At 66.9% G+C, this 14403-nt stretch carries 15 protein-coding genes and 1 pseudogene; 11 read left to right on the top strand and 5 right to left on the bottom strand.

Going from position 1 to position 14403, the window contains the following annotated elements:
* From G3N92_RS21690 to ptsP, 6 genes are all read left to right on the top strand, one after another.
* Nucleotides 1-1177: ammonium transporter (locus G3N92_RS21690; protein ID WP_206129636.1), on the top strand; the 1177-nt coding region annotated here is incomplete at its 5' end.
* A 286-nt stretch (nt 1178-1463) separates the two neighbouring features.
* Nucleotides 1464-2753 (top strand): glutamate--cysteine ligase, encoded by a 1290-nt coding sequence (gshA, locus tag G3N92_RS21685; protein ID WP_206129635.1) that lies wholly within the window; start codon nt 1464-1466, stop codon nt 2751-2753.
* 38 nt (nt 2754-2791) lie between these two features.
* Nucleotides 2792-3748, top strand: a complete 957-nt coding sequence (gshB, locus tag G3N92_RS21680) for a glutathione synthase (protein WP_206129634.1) — start codon at nt 2792-2794, stop codon at nt 3746-3748.
* Between the two features lie 174 nt (nt 3749-3922).
* Nucleotides 3923-4393 carry a PTS fructose transporter subunit IIA gene (locus tag G3N92_RS21675; RefSeq protein WP_206129633.1) on the top strand — a complete coding sequence of 157 codons (471 nt, stop codon included), beginning with the start codon at nt 3923-3925 and terminating at the stop codon, nt 4391-4393.
* Nucleotides 4394-4473: 80 nt separating this feature from the next.
* A complete protein-coding gene (locus G3N92_RS21670; protein ID WP_206129632.1) occupies nt 4474-4743 on the top strand; it encodes an HPr family phosphocarrier protein in 270 nt (89 codons plus the stop codon).
* 165 nt (nt 4744-4908) lie between these two features.
* Entirely contained in the window at nt 4909-6732 is a 1824-nt protein-coding gene (gene ptsP / locus G3N92_RS21665; RefSeq protein WP_206129631.1) for a phosphoenolpyruvate--protein phosphotransferase, read from the top strand.
* Between the two features lie 102 nt (nt 6733-6834).
* Here the strand turns inward: ptsP and moeB are convergent, their stop codons facing one another.
* The 3 genes from moeB to gpmA all read right to left on the bottom strand — a co-directional run bounded on the left by moeB (nt 6835) and on the right by gpmA (nt 10359).
* Nucleotides 6835-7587, bottom strand: a complete 753-nt coding sequence (gene moeB / locus G3N92_RS21660) for a molybdopterin-synthase adenylyltransferase MoeB (RefSeq protein ID WP_206129630.1) — start codon at nt 7585-7587, stop codon at nt 6835-6837.
* A 160-nt stretch (nt 7588-7747) separates the two neighbouring features.
* Nucleotides 7748-9307: a S41 family peptidase gene (locus tag G3N92_RS21655; RefSeq protein ID WP_206129629.1), complete on the bottom strand. Its 1560-nt coding sequence runs from the start codon at nt 9305-9307 to the stop codon at nt 7748-7750.
* A 305-nt stretch (nt 9308-9612) separates the two neighbouring features.
* Entirely contained in the window at nt 9613-10359 is a 747-nt protein-coding gene (gene gpmA / locus G3N92_RS21650; RefSeq protein ID WP_206129628.1) for a 2,3-diphosphoglycerate-dependent phosphoglycerate mutase, read from the bottom strand.
* An 89-nt stretch (nt 10360-10448) separates the two neighbouring features.
* On the opposite strand from gpmA, the gene G3N92_RS21645 reads away from it, so the two are divergent.
* The 5 genes from G3N92_RS21645 to G3N92_RS21625 all read left to right on the top strand — a co-directional run bounded on the left by G3N92_RS21645 (nt 10449) and on the right by G3N92_RS21625 (nt 13606).
* Nucleotides 10449-10919, top strand: coding sequence for a rhodanese-like domain-containing protein (locus G3N92_RS21645; protein ID WP_241014940.1), 471 nt, complete (start codon nt 10449-10451; stop codon nt 10917-10919).
* The gene (grxC, locus tag G3N92_RS21640) at nt 10916-11176 is read left to right on the top strand and encodes a glutaredoxin 3 (protein WP_206129627.1); all 261 of its coding nucleotides are present in this window, start codon (nt 10916-10918) and stop codon (nt 11174-11176) included. The genes G3N92_RS21645 and grxC overlap by 4 nt, the downstream gene beginning before the upstream one ends.
* 119 nt (nt 11177-11295) lie before the next feature.
* Entirely contained in the window at nt 11296-11781 is a 486-nt protein-coding gene (secB, locus tag G3N92_RS21635; RefSeq protein ID WP_206129626.1) for a protein-export chaperone SecB, read from the top strand.
* A gap of 28 nt (nt 11782-11809) precedes the next feature.
* On the top strand, nt 11810-12808 hold the full coding sequence (locus tag G3N92_RS21630; protein WP_206129625.1) for an NAD(P)H-dependent glycerol-3-phosphate dehydrogenase: 999 nt from the start codon (nt 11810-11812) through the stop codon (nt 12806-12808).
* Between the two features lie 276 nt (nt 12809-13084).
* Nucleotides 13085-13606, top strand: coding sequence for an O-acetyl-ADP-ribose deacetylase (locus tag G3N92_RS21625; protein WP_206129624.1), 522 nt, complete (start codon nt 13085-13087; stop codon nt 13604-13606).
* 12 nt (nt 13607-13618) lie between these two features.
* Here G3N92_RS21625 and trmL read toward each other — a convergent pair whose 3' ends face one another.
* Together trmL and G3N92_RS21615 are read right to left on the bottom strand one after the other, a co-directional pair.
* Nucleotides 13619-14089 (bottom strand): tRNA (uridine(34)/cytosine(34)/5-carboxymethylaminomethyluridine(34)-2'-O)-methyltransferase TrmL, encoded by a 471-nt coding sequence (gene trmL, locus G3N92_RS21620; protein WP_206129623.1) that lies wholly within the window; start codon nt 14087-14089, stop codon nt 13619-13621.
* Between the two features lie 80 nt (nt 14090-14169).
* Nucleotides 14170-14403: pseudogene (locus G3N92_RS21615) on the bottom strand (phosphoribosyltransferase family protein); the annotation flags it as partial.

Here is a 14403-nt window from a genome sequence, read left to right as displayed (position 1 = left end):
CGCACTGGTTCTGTTCATGACGATCCCGGGCCTGGCCCTGTTCTACGGCGGCATGGTCCGCAAGAAGAACGTGCTCGCCACGGTCATGCAGAGCTTCGCGATCACGGCGCTGATCACGGTGCTGTGGACGGTGATCGGCTACAGCCTCGCGTTCACGCCGGGTAACGGCTTCATCGGCGGCTTCTCGCGCGTCCTGCTCTCGGGCATGGCCTACGTGAAGGGCGACACGGCGACCACGCTGACCGTCAGCCACCTGGCCACGACGATTCCGGAATCGGTCTACTGCGTGTTCCAGATGACGTTCGCGATCATCACGCCGGCCCTGATCTGCGGCGCGTTCGCCGATCGCATGAAGTTCTCGGCGATGCTGGTGTTCATGACGATCTGGTCGCTGATCGTGTACGTGCCGATCGCCCACATGGTCTGGGAACCGACCGGCTGGCTGGCGACGGACGGCGTGCTCGACTTCGCGGGCGGCACGGTGGTGCACATCAACGCCGGTATCGCGGGCCTGGTCTGCGCCCTGGTGCTCGGCAAGCGCGTCGGTTACGGCCGCGAAGCGATGGCGCCGCACAACCTGGTCCTGACGCTGATCGGCGCCTCGATGCTGTGGGTGGGCTGGTTCGGCTTCAACGCGGGTTCGGCGGTGGCGGCTGACGGCCGTGCCGGCTTCGCGATGCTGACGACGCAGATCGCCACGGCTTGCGCCGCGCTGGGCTGGATGTTTGCCGAGTGGATCGCCAAGGGCAAGCCCTCGGTGCTGGGTATCGTGTCGGGCGCCGTGGCGGGCCTGGTGGCGATCACCCCGGCGGCTGGTTTCGTGGGCGTGGGCGGTGCGCTGGTGATCGGCATCGCCGCCGGCGTGGTCTGCTTCTGGTCGGCCACGTGGCTCAAGATCAAGCTCGGCTACGACGATTCGCTCGACGCGTTCGGCGTGCACGGCGTGGGCGGTATCCTCGGCGCGCTGCTGACGGGCGTGTTCGCGGTCAAGGACATCGGCGGCTTCGACGGCAGCCTGCTGGTTCAGGCCAAGGGCGTGCTGATCACGCTGGTCTACAGCGGCGTGGTGACCTTCATCATCCTGAAGGTGATCGACATGGTGATGGGCCTGCGCGTGACGGAAGAAGAGGAACGCGAAGGTCTGGACGTGATCCTGCACGGCGAACACGTCGAGTAATCGTCGGACGACATATCGGTAATGCGCCGGGTGGCGACGCGAAACGCCGCCCGGCAGACAGAATGAGCGCAGCGACTTCGGCCCGCCCTCCCGGCGGGTTTTTTTTCGTCCGCGGTTTGGCGCACGCCGCGTGCAGGCCGCAGCGCGCGACCCGACGGGATAACCCTTTCGGCTATCGGGTCAATAGCGAGAAAAAGAACCGCAGAGCCTTGCGAACCCGGGAACAATCCCCAAATGGGCGCAGTAATTGCTCTACAATCTTTTTTCTCCTGTTCGCGAGTGATTCATGGTTCCCCATCTCGTTACGGCGTTAAACGGTCCGCTGCTCGAGCTGGAGCGGAAGATCCTCGATGCGACGCCGGCGATCGAACGCTGGTTCCGCCTCGAGTGGCAGGAACACACGCCGCCGTTCTATTGTTCGGTCGATCTGCGTAACGCCGGCTTCAAGCTCGCCCCCGTCGACGCCAATCTGTTCCCCGGCAGTTTCAACAATCTGCCGCCGGAAGTGCTGCCCCTCGCCGTGCAAGCGGCGATGGCCGCGATTGAAAAAATTTGCCCGGATGCGAAAGGCCTGCTCGTGATTCCCGAGCTGCCCACCCGCAACGCGTTCTACCTCGAAAACGTCGCGCGGCTCGCGACGATCATGCGTCAGGCCGGCCTGAACGTGCGGTTCGGCTCGCTCGATCCGAGCGTTACCGACACCACGCCGATCACGCTCGCCGATGGCCAGAAGATCGTGCTGGAGCCGCTCGAACGCTCGCAGCGCCGCCTTGGTCTGAAGAATTTCGATCCCTGCTCGATCCTGCTGAACAACGATCTGTCGGGCGGCATTCCCGACGTGCTCGAAAATCTGCACGAGCAATACCTGCTGCCGCCGCTGCACGCCGGCTGGGCGGTGCGCCGCAAGTCGACGCACTTCGCCTGCTACGACGACGTCGCGAAGAAGTTCGCGAAGATGGTCGGCGTCGATCCGTGGATGGTGAATCCGTATTTCGCGCACGTGGGCGACATCGACTGGCAGGCCGGCAACGGCGGCGAGGCGCTGGCCGACGCGATCGACGCGGTGCTCAAGAAGATCGCCCGCAAGTATCGCGAATACGGCATCAGCGAGAAGCCCTACGTGGTCGTGAAGGCCGATGCGGGCACCGCCGGCCGTGGCGTGATGACGATCCACGACGCGTCCGAGATCGGCGGCATGACCAAGCTCGAGCGCGCGCAGATGTCCGAAACCAAGGCCGGGCTGCCGGTGCGCGACGTGATCGTGCAGGAAGGCGTGTACACGTTCGAGCGGATCGGCGACGACGTGGCCGAGCCGGTGGTCTACATGATCGACCGCTACGTGGTGGGCGGCTTCTACCGCACCCACTCGGCGCGCGAGCGCGACCAGAACCTCAACGCGCCCGGCATGCACTACGTGCCGCTCGGCTTCGAGCACACGGCGCTGCCCGACGCGCACGCGAAGCCGGGCGCCGCGCCGCCGAACCGCTTCTATATGTATGGCGTGGTGGGCCGGCTCGGCCTGCTCGCTTCGTCGATCGAGCTCGAAAAGACCGATCCCGAGGCGATCCAGGTCTGACGCGCCGCCGCCCGATCGCCCGACATCACAGGATTCGCATGGACATTCTCTTTATCGCCGACCCGCTGGATCGCTTCAAGATCTACAAGGACACGACCTACTCGATGATGGCCGAGGCCGCGCGGCGCGGCCACGCGATCTACGCGTGCGAGCCGCAGCAACTGGCCTGGTCGGGCAGTTCGGTCGAGGCCGACGTGCGGCGCGTGACGATCGTCGGCGATCCGGCCGATCTGCACCGCGACGTGTGGTTCGAGGCCGCCGCGCCCGAATCGCGCGCGCTGACCGCGTTCGGCGCGGTGCTGATGCGCAAGGATCCGCCGTTCGACATGGAATACGTCACGTCGACCTGGCTGCTCGAAGTGGCCGAGCGCGCCGGCGCGAAGATCGTCAACCGCCCGCAGGCGATTCGCGACCATTCGGAAAAGGTCGCGATCGGCGAATTCCCGCAGTTCGTCGCGCCCACGCTGGTCACGCGCGATGCCGCGCGGCTGCGCGCGTTCCATGCCGAGCACGGCGACGTGATCGTCAAGCCGCTCGACGGGATGGGCGGGATGGGCGTGTTCCGCGTCAAGGCCGACGGCATGAACCTCGGTTCGATCATCGAGATGCTCGGCGAGGACGGCAAGCGCTCGCTGATGATTCAGAAGTTCATTCCCGAGATCAAGGCCGGCGACAAGCGCATCCTGCTGATCGGTGGCGAGCCGGTGCCGTATTCGCTCGCGCGCATTCCGCAGGGCAACGAGGTGCGCGGCAACCTGGCCGCGGGCGGCATCGGCGTGGCGCAGCCGCTGACCGAGCGCGACCGCGAGATCGCCGCCGCGCTCGGGCCGGTGCTGGCCGCACGCGGCCTGCTGCTGGTCGGGCTCGACGCGATCGGCGACTGGCTCACCGAAGTCAACGTCACGAGCCCCACCTGCTTCCGCGAGATCATGGAGCAGACCGGCTTCGACGTGGCCGGCATGTTCGTCGACGCGCTGGAGCGCCTGGTCGGCTGAGCATCATCGGTATTGCCGGCGGCGGCCGCGCAGGTCCCCCGCCGCCGGATCGGTAGCGGGGCTACGCCAATGTGGAGTGGCCCCGAAATCGGCCTGCTACAATGCCCGCACGCCCGGTAGGTCTACTCGTGGCTTCAGGTCCGGCGGTCGGGCCGACATTGTTGCAAGGTTGACATGGCAGGCATCCTGATCATCGCTCATGCTCCGCTCGCCACCGCATTGCGGGAGTGCATTTCCCACATCTATGGCGGGCTGCCCGCGCGCATCGGCGCCATCGATGTGATGGCGGACAACGATCCCACTCAAGTCATGGCGTACGCCCATTCCGAAATCGCGCGGCTGCGCGAGGAAAACGGCGTGCTCGTGCTGACCGACATGTACGGCGCAACGCCGGCCAACATCGCCGGCCAGCTCGCGAAGCTCGACGGCGTGCGCGTGCTCGCCGGCGTCAATCTGCCGATGCTGGTGCGCTCGGTCTGCTACCGCACCACGCCGATCGACACGCTCGTCGAGAAGGCGCTGGCCGGCTCGACCAAGGGCATTCACGAAGTGGCGGCCGGCACGCCGCCGCCGCGTCCCGGCCTGGGCTGCGGCGAGTGCGCGCCGATTCCGCCCGAACCCAAACCGCAAACCGAAACGCATTAGCCAGCGGCCGCCTCGCGCGGCCGCCAGGTTTCCCTCCGCCGGCGCGCGGGCGCCGGCTGTCTCCACCTGAACGGAACACCATGCTTCAGCAAGAAACGACCATCGTGAACAAATTGGGGCTGCATGCTCGCGCGTCGGCCAAGCTGACCCAGCTGGCCGGCAACTTCCAGTCGGAAGTCTGGATGACCCGCAATGGCCGGCGCATCAATGCGAAAAGCATCATGGGCGTCATGATGCTGGCGGCCGGCATCGGCAGCACGGTGACCATCGAAACCGAAGGCCCGGACGAGCAGGAAGCGATGACGGCGCTGCTCGGCCTGATCGCCGACAAGTTCGGCGAAGGCCAGTAAGGCCTGCTTGCCGCCGGCGCACCGCCGGCCGGTTCGGAATCCGGAATGCCGCGTGATCTCACGCGGCATTTCTCTTTATTCAGACAACAGATCATTGTTGGCGGATGCTGCGGCGCATGCAGCCACGCGGGGCGTGCGGAATTTATAATCGGGAGTCGGGGTCATATGCGCAGCGCGGCGGTGGGCCGCGGCAGACCGGACTCACAGGAGGTGCGCGTGTCGTTCACGCTGCAGGGAATTCCCGTTTCGAGAGGTATCGCGATCGGACGTGCGTATTTGATCGCGCCGGCGGCGCTCGACGTCGCGCATTACCTCGTCGAGGCGCAGCAGGTCGACGCCGAAGTCGACCGCCTGCGCGCGGCCTTGCTGGCCGTGCGCGGCGAGCTCGATGCGCTGCGCGCCGACCTGACCGAAGACACGCCGAGCGAAGTGGCGGCGTTCATCGACGTGCATTCGATGATCCTCAACGACGCCATGCTCGTGCAGGAAACCATCGACCTGATCCGCAACCGGCGCTACAACGCGGAATGGGCGCTGACCGAGCAGCTCGACGTGATCGTCGGCCATTTCGACGACATCGAGGACGAGTATCTGCGCGAGCGCAAGGCGGACATCGAGCAGGTGGTCGAGCGCGTGCTGAAGGCGCTGGCCGGTGCGCCGTCGGCGTCGCAGGCGTTGGGCGGCGCGGCCAGTTGCAAGGACGACATGATCGTGGTGGCCCACGACATCGCGCCGGCCGACATGATGCAGTTCAAGAACCAGGCGTTCCGCGCGTTCGTCACCGATCTCGGCGGGCGCACCTCGCACACGGCGATCGTTGCGCGCAGCCTCGGCATTCCGGCGTCGGTCGGCGTGCAGCAGGCAAGCGCGCTGATCCGCCAGAACGACGTGATCATCGTCGATGGCGATCAGGGCATCGTGATCGTCGATCCCGCACCGATCGTGCTCGAGGAGTATTCGTACCGGCAATCGGAGAAGGCGCTCGAACAGCGCAAGCTGCAGCGGCTGAAGTTCTCGCCGACGCAAACGCTCTGCGGCACCAAGATCGAACTGCTCGCCAATATCGAATTGCCCGACGACGCGAAAACCGCCGTGGACGCCGGCGCCGTGGGCGTGGGCCTGTTCCGCACCGAGTTCCTGTTCATGAACGACGTGCACGCGCTGGCCGAGGAGGAGGAGCAGTTCAACGCCTACCGCCGCGCCGTCGAGCTGATGAACGGCATGCCGGTGACGATCCGCACGATCGACGTGGGCGCCGACAAGCCGCTCGACGCGCACGACGAGGGCTACGAAACGGCGCCGAACCCGGCGCTCGGGCTGCGCGCGATCCGCTGGAGCCTGTCCGAGCCGCAGATGTTCCTGACGCAGTTGCGCGCGATCCTGCGTGCGTCGGCCACGGGGCCGGTCAAGATCCTGATCCCGATGCTCGCGCACGCGCAGGAGATCGACCAGACGCTCGACCTGATCCGCGAGGCCAAGCGCCAGCTCGACGATGCGGGTCTGGCCTACGATCCGAACGTGCGGGTCGGCGCGATGATCGAGATCCCGGCGGCCGCGATCGCGGTGCCGCTGTTCCTCAAGCGCGTCGATTTCCTGTCGATCGGTACCAACGATCTGATCCAGTACACGCTGGCGATCGATCGCGCCGACAACGAAGTCGCGCACCTGTACGACCCGCTGCATCCGGCCGTGCTGCACCTGATCGCGTTCACGCTGCGCGAGGCCAAGCGCGCCGGCGTGCCGGTGTCGGTGTGTGGCGAAATGGCCGGCGATCCGGCGATGACGCGCCTGCTGCTCGGCATGGGCCTGACCGAGTTCTCGATGCATCCGAGCCAACTGCTGGTGGTCAAGCAGGAAATCCTGCGCGCGCACCTGAAGGCGCTGGAGAAGCCGACGGCCGACGTGCTGGCGTCCTACGAACCGGAAGACGTGCAGCTCGCGCTCAAGCAGTTGTCGTCGGCCGAGCCGAAGGCCGATATGGCGGCCTGAGCGCTGTCCTTTTCACGGCGCAAAACAAAACGGCGGCGCATCGTTTCGATGTGCCGCCGTTTTGTTTTGCGCGCGCCGCGCCGTTGGCCGAACCGCCGGCGTTCAGTGCCGGCCGCCGCACACCGGGCAGTCGGGCTGCCGCGCGATGCGCATCGTGTTCCATTCCATGCGCAACGAATCGAGCATCATCAGGCGGCCCACCAGCGGCTCGCCGATGCCGCCGATCACGCGCAGCGCCTCGGCCGCCTGCATCGCGCCGATGATGCCGACGGTCGGCGCGAACACGCCCATCGTCGAGCAGGCCGTTTCCTCGAACGGCTGATCCTCGGGAAACACGCAGGCGTAGCAGGGCGAGGCCGGATCGCGGAAATCGAACGTGCTGATCTGGCCGTCGAAGCGCAGCGCCGCGCCCGACACGAGCGGCACGCCATGCGTGGCGCAGGCGCGGTTGATCGCGTGGCGCGTGGCGAAGTTGTCGCTGCAGTCGAGCACGACGCTCGCGCGCGGCACGGCGGCATCGAGCCAGGTCGCATCGGCGCGCGCGGCCACGGCGTGCACCGTTACCTCGGGGTTGAGCCGCGCGAGCGCCGCGCGGCCCGACGCCACCTTGGGCTGGCCGATCGATTCGGTGACGTGCAGGATCTGCCGTTGCAGGTTGGTCAGGTCGACCGTGTCGGCGTCCACCAGCGTGATCGTGCCGACGCCGGACGCCGCCAGATACATCGCGGCCGGCGAGCCGAGGCCGCCGGCGCCGATCACGAGCGCGTGCGCCTCGAGAAAGCGCTGTTGCGCCTCGATGCCGATCTCGTCGACGAGGATATGGCGGGAATAGCGGAGCAGTTGTTCGTCGTTCATCGCGGGGCGGATTGGGAGCCGAGCCTGGCCTTGGCCGCTATTTTAGGCGCGTTCGCGGCGCGGTTGCCCGGCAGGGCGCCGGTGCGCGAACCGGCTGCACGAAAACAAACGGGCCACCGCGGCAGCGCCGCGATGGCCCGTTGCAGGCTGGGCGACCGGCTTACTTGGTCGCCGAGGCCGGCTTGGCTGCCGCCGGCTTGGCCGGCGTGGTGGCCTTCGGCGCCGAAGCCGACGGCGCGGCTGCGCCTGCCGTCAGCGGCTTCGAGGTGCTTTCGGCCAGCAGCGACTTCGATTCCTGAACCGGCTTGCCTTCGAGCTTCGCCAGCGCCTGCTGGAGCATGAAGTCGTCGGCGCTGCCGAATTCGACCGGCTTGCGATTGCGATCCTTCTCGCGCTGCTCCGGCGTCTTCTTGTCGTTCTGCTCTTCGAGAATGCGGAGCTGGTCGAGGCGGCGCTGTTCGCGGGCTTCGAGTTCCTTCTTCTCGTTCGGATCCTGCGTGTTCGCGAGGTGGTTCGTGTAATCCACTTCGCGCGTGACGAGCACGTCGTCCGGATCGCCGTCGGCGAACTGATCGACCGGGATATCCGGCACGATGCCCTTGTTCTGGATCGAGCGGCCGCTCGGCGTGTAGTAGTACGCCGTGGTCAGACGCAGGCCGGTGTCGGCCGTCAGCGGACGCACGGTTTGCACCGAGCCCTTGCCGAACGTGGTCTTGCCCATGATCTGCGCGCGATGCGAATCCTGCAGCGCGCCGGCGACGATTTCCGATGCCGACGCCGAGTAGGCGTTGGTCAGCACGATCATCGGCACGGTCTTGAAGATGGCCGGCAGGTTCTTCAGCGGATCGGAATCGAAAGTCGGCAGACGATAGTTGTCGTAATCGTCGCGATAGACCTGCTTCGAATCGGGGATCTGGCCGTTGGTCGACACCACCACCGAGTTCGGCGGCAGGAACGCGCCGGCCACGCCGACCGCGCTCTGCAGCAGGCCGCCGCCGTTGTTGCGCAGATCGACCACGAGGCCCTTCAGGTTCGGCTGCTGACGCGCGATGTCCTGCAGGCGGGCTGCGAGATCGGGCGTGGTGCGTTCCTGGAAGCTCGTGATGCGGATGTAGGCGTAGCCCGGATCCAGCATCTTCATCTTCACGCTCTGCACCTTGATGATGGCGCGCGTGACGGACACCGGGAAGGTGCGGTCGTCGGTCTTGCGGAAGATGGTCAGCGTGACCTTGGTGCCCGGATCGCCGCGCATCTGCTTGACGGCCTTGTCGAGCGTCATGCCGCGCACGGGCTTGTCGTTGATGCGGGTGATCAGGTCGCCCGGACGGATGCCGGCGCGGAACGCGGGCGTGTCTTCGATCGGCGAGATGACCTTCACGAGGCCGTCTTCCTGCGAGATCTCGATGCCCAGGCCGGCGAAGCTGCCCTTGGTCTGCTCTTGCAGTTCCTGGTAATCGGTCTTGTCGAGATAGGACGAGTGCGGGTCGAGGCTCGACACCATGCCCTTGATGGCCGCCGTCAGCAGCTTCTTGTCGTCGACCGGTTCGACGTATTCGCGCTTGATCTGGCCGAACACCTCGGCGAACAGCCGCAGTTGGTCGAGCGGCAGCGGCGTCGTGATCGTGGCTTGCTGGGCGGACGCCGAGATTTGGAGCGTCGCGAAAACACCGGTGGCAAGGCCCGCGGCAACGAGGCCGATATTCTTCAATTTCATTCGCATAGGATCGTGTGCGTCGGAAAGCGCGTGTGGCTATGGCTTGAAGGTGTGAGGACGGTCAAGTATATCCCCGATCGTCGGGAAGCTTCGCCGTGGCGGGCGAAAGCCGTGACGAAGCGGGTTCGACAGCGGCGGCGCGGCGGGGTTCGCGCGAATTTTCGGTAACCCGCGCCGGGCGCGTTTCGGTGCGATTCGGCGCGATGGCGGGCGGCTCGCGCCGCCGCGAAACGGCCGGCTGGCGCGAAGCTGACGCGCGGCTGGCAGACGCGACCGGAGCCGCATCGTGCCGGCCGCGCGGCGGCACGCACTTACTTCGACTTGCCCTGCTGCGCGACGGCGGCTTGCGCGGCCGCGATGGCGGCCTGGTCGCCGAGGTAGTAATGCTTGATCGGCTTGAGGTTCTCGTCGAGTTCGTAGACGAGCGGCACGCCGTTCGGGATGTTCAGGCCGACGATGTCCGCATCCGAAATGCCGTCGAGATACTTGATCAGCGCGCGCAGCGAGTTGCCGTGCGCGGCGATCAGCACCTGCTTGCCGGCCTTGACCGCCGGGGCGATCGACTCGTTCCACAGCGGCAGCACGCGGGCCACGGTGTCCTTCAGGCATTCGGTGAGCGGCAACTGCTCGCGCGGCACCTTGGCATAGCGCGGATCGGCGAACGGCGCGCGTTCGTCGGTGGCCTCGAGCGCCGGCGGCGGCGTGTCGTAGCTGCGGCGCCAGACGAGCACCTGTTCGTCGCCGAACTTGGCGGCCGTCTCGGCCTTGTTCAGGCCCGACAGCGCGCCGTAGTGGCGTTCGTTGAGGCGCCAGGTGTGAACCACCGGCAGATACATCTGGTCCATCTGATCCTGCACGTGCCACAGCGTGCGGATCGCGCGCTTGAGCACCGACGTGTAGGCGATGTCGAACGCGTAGCCGGCTTCCTTCAGCAGGACGCCGGCCTGGCGCGCCTCGTTGTTGCCCTGTTCGGTCAGGTCGACGTCGACCCAGCCGGTGAAGCGGTTTTCCTTGTTCCAGGTCGATTCGCCGTGGCGGATGAGAACGAGCTTGTACATAGCGATAGCTTGCAGGTCGGTAGTAAGGAAGCGGGCCGGACGGCGCGTCCGTGACGGGGGGCGCCATCGTGTCAGACGGTTATTTTATAATGGCGGGATTGTCCTTTTCGATTTCTCTTTTTAGCGGCGGATCCTCCGTGACGTTCTTTACCGATTACTTCAACCTTGCGCTCATCGCGATCCTGCTCGTTTCGGGCGGCCTGCTGGTCTTCCCGACGCTGCGGCGCGGGAGCGGCGGCCTGTCGAGCGCCGAGGCGACCCAACTGATCAACCGCCGCAACGCGATCGTCATCGATTTGCGGCCGTCCGCCGACTATGCTGCCGGTCACCTGCCGGCGGCCCGCTCGGTGCAATACGCCGAGCTGTCGGCGAAGCTGGGGCAGGTCGCCAAGAACAAGAGCGCACCGTTGCTGCTGGTCTGCCAGAACGGCCAGCAATCGAACAAGGCGGCCAAGGTCGCGCGCGAAGCCGGCTACGGCGAAGTCCATGTGCTGCAAGGCGGCGTCGCCGAGTGGCAGAAGGCCGGCATGCCGGTCGTCAAACAAGGAGTGGCGAAGTGAACAAAGTGGTCATGTACAGCACGCAGGTCTGCCCGTATTGCATGATGGCCGAGCGCCTGCTGAAGCAGCGTGGCGTCGAGCTGATCGAGAAGGTGCTGATCGACAAGGAACCCGCGCGCCGCGCCGAGATGATGGAGCGCACCGGTCGCCGCACCGTGCCGCAGATCTACATCGGCGAAACGCACGTCGGCGGTTACGACGACCTGGCGAAACTCGATCGCGAAGGCGGCCTGCAGCCGCTTCTGGAAGCCGCCTGATTCCGGCAGAATGACGCCTCCCGGGCGCCGGGGCGGGGCAACGTGCCGTGCGGGCATGTCAAGACAATCGGGTGGCCGGAGGAAACCGGCCGCCGTCATATCTTTTTTAGGGAGCCAACATGTCCGACGTCGAAAACCAGCCGTTCTTCAACATTCAGCGCATTTACCTGAAGGATCTCTCGCTCGAGCAGCCGAATTCGCCGGCGATCTTCCTCGAACAGGACATGCCGTCGGTTGAAGTGGAAGTCGACGTGAAGGCCGAACGTCTGGCCGAAAGCGTGTACGAAGTGATCGTGTCGGGTACCGTCACGGCGAAGGTGAAGGACAAGGTCGCGTTCCTGATCGAAGCCAAGCAGGCCGGCATTTTCGACATCCGCAACATCCCGGAAGAGCAGCTCGATCCGCTGGTCGGCATCGCCTGCCCGACGATCCTGTTCCCGTACCTGCGTTCGAACATCGCCGACGCGATCACGCGCGCCGGTTTCCCGCCGATCCACCTCGCGGAAATCAACTTCCAGGCGCTCTACGAGCAACGCCTCGCGCAGATCGCCCAGCAGCAGGGCGGCGCCGCCAACGGCGCGCCGAACGGCACGACGCTGAACTGAGCGCTTCCCACGAACCGGTGCTGGGTCTATGAAAGTCGCTGTTCTCGGCGCCGGTGCGTGGGGCACCGCGCTTGCCGCGCATCTGGCCGCGCGGCACGATACGCTGTTGTGGGCGCGCGATCGCGCGCTCCTCTCGGGGCTGTCCGCCCATCATGAAAATGCCCGCTATCTGCCCGGCGTGCCGCTGCCGGCGGCGTTGCGCTGCGAGCCCGATCTCGCGGTCGCGCTCGACCATGCGGCGTCCGACGACGCGCTCTGCGTGATCGGCGCGCCCGTGGCCGGGCTGCGCGCGCTGTGCGCCGCGATGCGCGCCGCGCCGCGCGTGCCGGCGCACGTGATCTGGGTGTGCAAGGGCTTCGAATCCGAAACGGAATTGATGCCGCATCAAATGATCGCCGAAGCGCTGCCGGGGCATGCGAGCCACGGCGTGCTGTCGGGGCCGAGCTTCGCGCGCGAGGTGGCGCAGGGCCTGCCGGTCGCGCTGACGGTGGCCAGCAGCTCGGCGGCGTGCCGCGACCGCACGCTCGAGGCGTTCCATCACGGCGCGATGCGCATCTACACCGGCGACGATGTGGTGGGCGTCGAGGTGGGCGGGGCGGTCAAGAACGTGCTGGCGATCGCCACCGGCATCGCCGACGGGCTCGGGCTGGGCCTGAACGCGCGCGCCGCGCTGATCACGCGTGGGCTGGCCGAGATGTCGCGGCTCGGCGTGGCGCTCGGCGGCCGTGCCGAAACGTTCACGGGCCTGACGGGCCTGGGCGACCTGATCCTGACCGCCACCGGCGATCTGTCGCGCAATCGCAAGGTCGGCCTGCAATTGGCCGCCGGCTTGTCGCTCGACGAGATCCTCGCCGCGCTCGGCCATGTGGCCGAAGGCGTGCGCTGCGCCCGCGCGGTGCTGGCGCTGGCCCGTGCGCAGTCGATCGACATGCCGATCACCGAGGCGGTTTGCAGCGTGCTGTTCGAGGGCGTGGCCGCACGCGACGCCGTGAACGGGCTGCTGCGCCGCGACGCCAAGGCCGAGTGAAGGTGGGCAGCCGCAAGGGCTGCCCTGGTGGCCGGATCGGGCATGAACGCTGCCCGATCGGCTGCCGTCGCCAGTTTGGCGATGCTTGGTGAAATTCCGGCAAATTTCGCGATTTCGTGTTGATCGGTGCGCAATGTCGCGCAATGCGCCGTCGCGTCCGATCGGGGCGGTTGCGCGGCCATCCACGTAAAACGCAACAAACGGTTCCATTTCTAGCGCCGCACGATCATCGCGCCTACGCTTGCCTTATCGAGATTGCCCCGATGGGAGGCCTGCATGCTCACGATCGGTTCGACGCGCATCGAAGCGCGCGTGGTCGACATCACCACCCTGACGGTCGATGCGATCGTCAACGCGGCGAACGAATCGCTGCTCGGCGGCGGCGGCGTGGACGGCGCGATCCATCGCGCGGCCGGCCCCGAACTGCTGGCCGAATGTCAGACCCTGGGCGGTTGCGCGACCGGCGATGCGAAGCTCACGCACGGCTACCGGTTGCCGGCGCGGCATGTGATTCATACGGTCGGCCCGGTGTGGCACGGGGGGATGTCGGGCGAGGCCGAGCAGCTTGCCGCGTGCTACCGGCGCTCGCTCGAAGTGGCCGCCGCGGCCGGTTGCGCGTCGCTGGCGTTCCCGGCGATCAGCTGCGGCGTGTACCGGTTTCCGCCCGAGGCCGCCACCGCGATCGCGGTCAGCACGGTGGTGTCGATGCTGCCGGGCGCGGGCTTCACGCGCATCGTGTTCGCCTGCTTCGACGACCACATGCTCGATCTCTACAACGCCGAACTCGCGCGGCTCTGACGCCGCGCCGCGTCACTCGCCGCCTTCGAAGCCGGCCTGACGCCACGCTTCGAACACCACCACCGCCACCGTATTCGACAGATTGAGGCTGCGATTGCCGGGCCGCATCGGCAGACGCACGCGTTGCTCGTTCGGAAAGCGCGCGAGCAGCGCCTCGCTGAGCCCGCGCGTTTCCGCGCCGAACACGAACCAGTCGCCCGGCGTGAACGCGTGATCGTGGAAGCGGCCCGAGCCGCGCGTGGTGAACGCGAACAGGCGCGCCGGGTCGGGCGTTTCCTTGTCGAGGAACGCGTCCCAGTCGCGATGCACGTTCATCTGCGCGTATTCGTGATAATCGAGGCCGGCGCGGCGCAGCTTCGCGTCGTCGAGCGGGAAGCCGAGCGGCTCGATCAGATGCAGCCGCGCGCCGGTGTTCGCGCACAGGCGGATCACGTTGCCGGTGTTCGGCGGGATTTCGGGTTCGACGAGTACGACGTTGAACATGTTCGGTTCCGGTTCGTTGATGCGTGATGCGATGTAAGTGTGCAGCGCGGGCCGGCGCGCGTCTGGCCGCGCCGGCCCCGTCAATCCTTCGCGGTGCGCAGCGCGACGTAATTCGTCACGCGCCGCGCGCCCGCCGCCTTCAGCCGTGCGGCCAGCGCGTCGAGCGTGGCGCCGGAGGTCATGACGTCGTCGACCACGCCGACATGCAGCCCGAGCACCTCGCCCGCCACGGCGAATGCGCCCGCGACGTTCGCGCGCCGCGCCGCCTCGTCGAGCCGAGATTGCGGCGCGGTGTGCACGGTGCGCGCCACGAG

It is taken from the genome of Burkholderia sp. Ac-20379, assembly GCF_017104645.1.
Lineage (GTDB): Bacteria > Pseudomonadota > Gammaproteobacteria > Burkholderiales > Burkholderiaceae > Burkholderia.
This window is presented reverse-complemented; position numbering and strand designations above follow the sequence as displayed.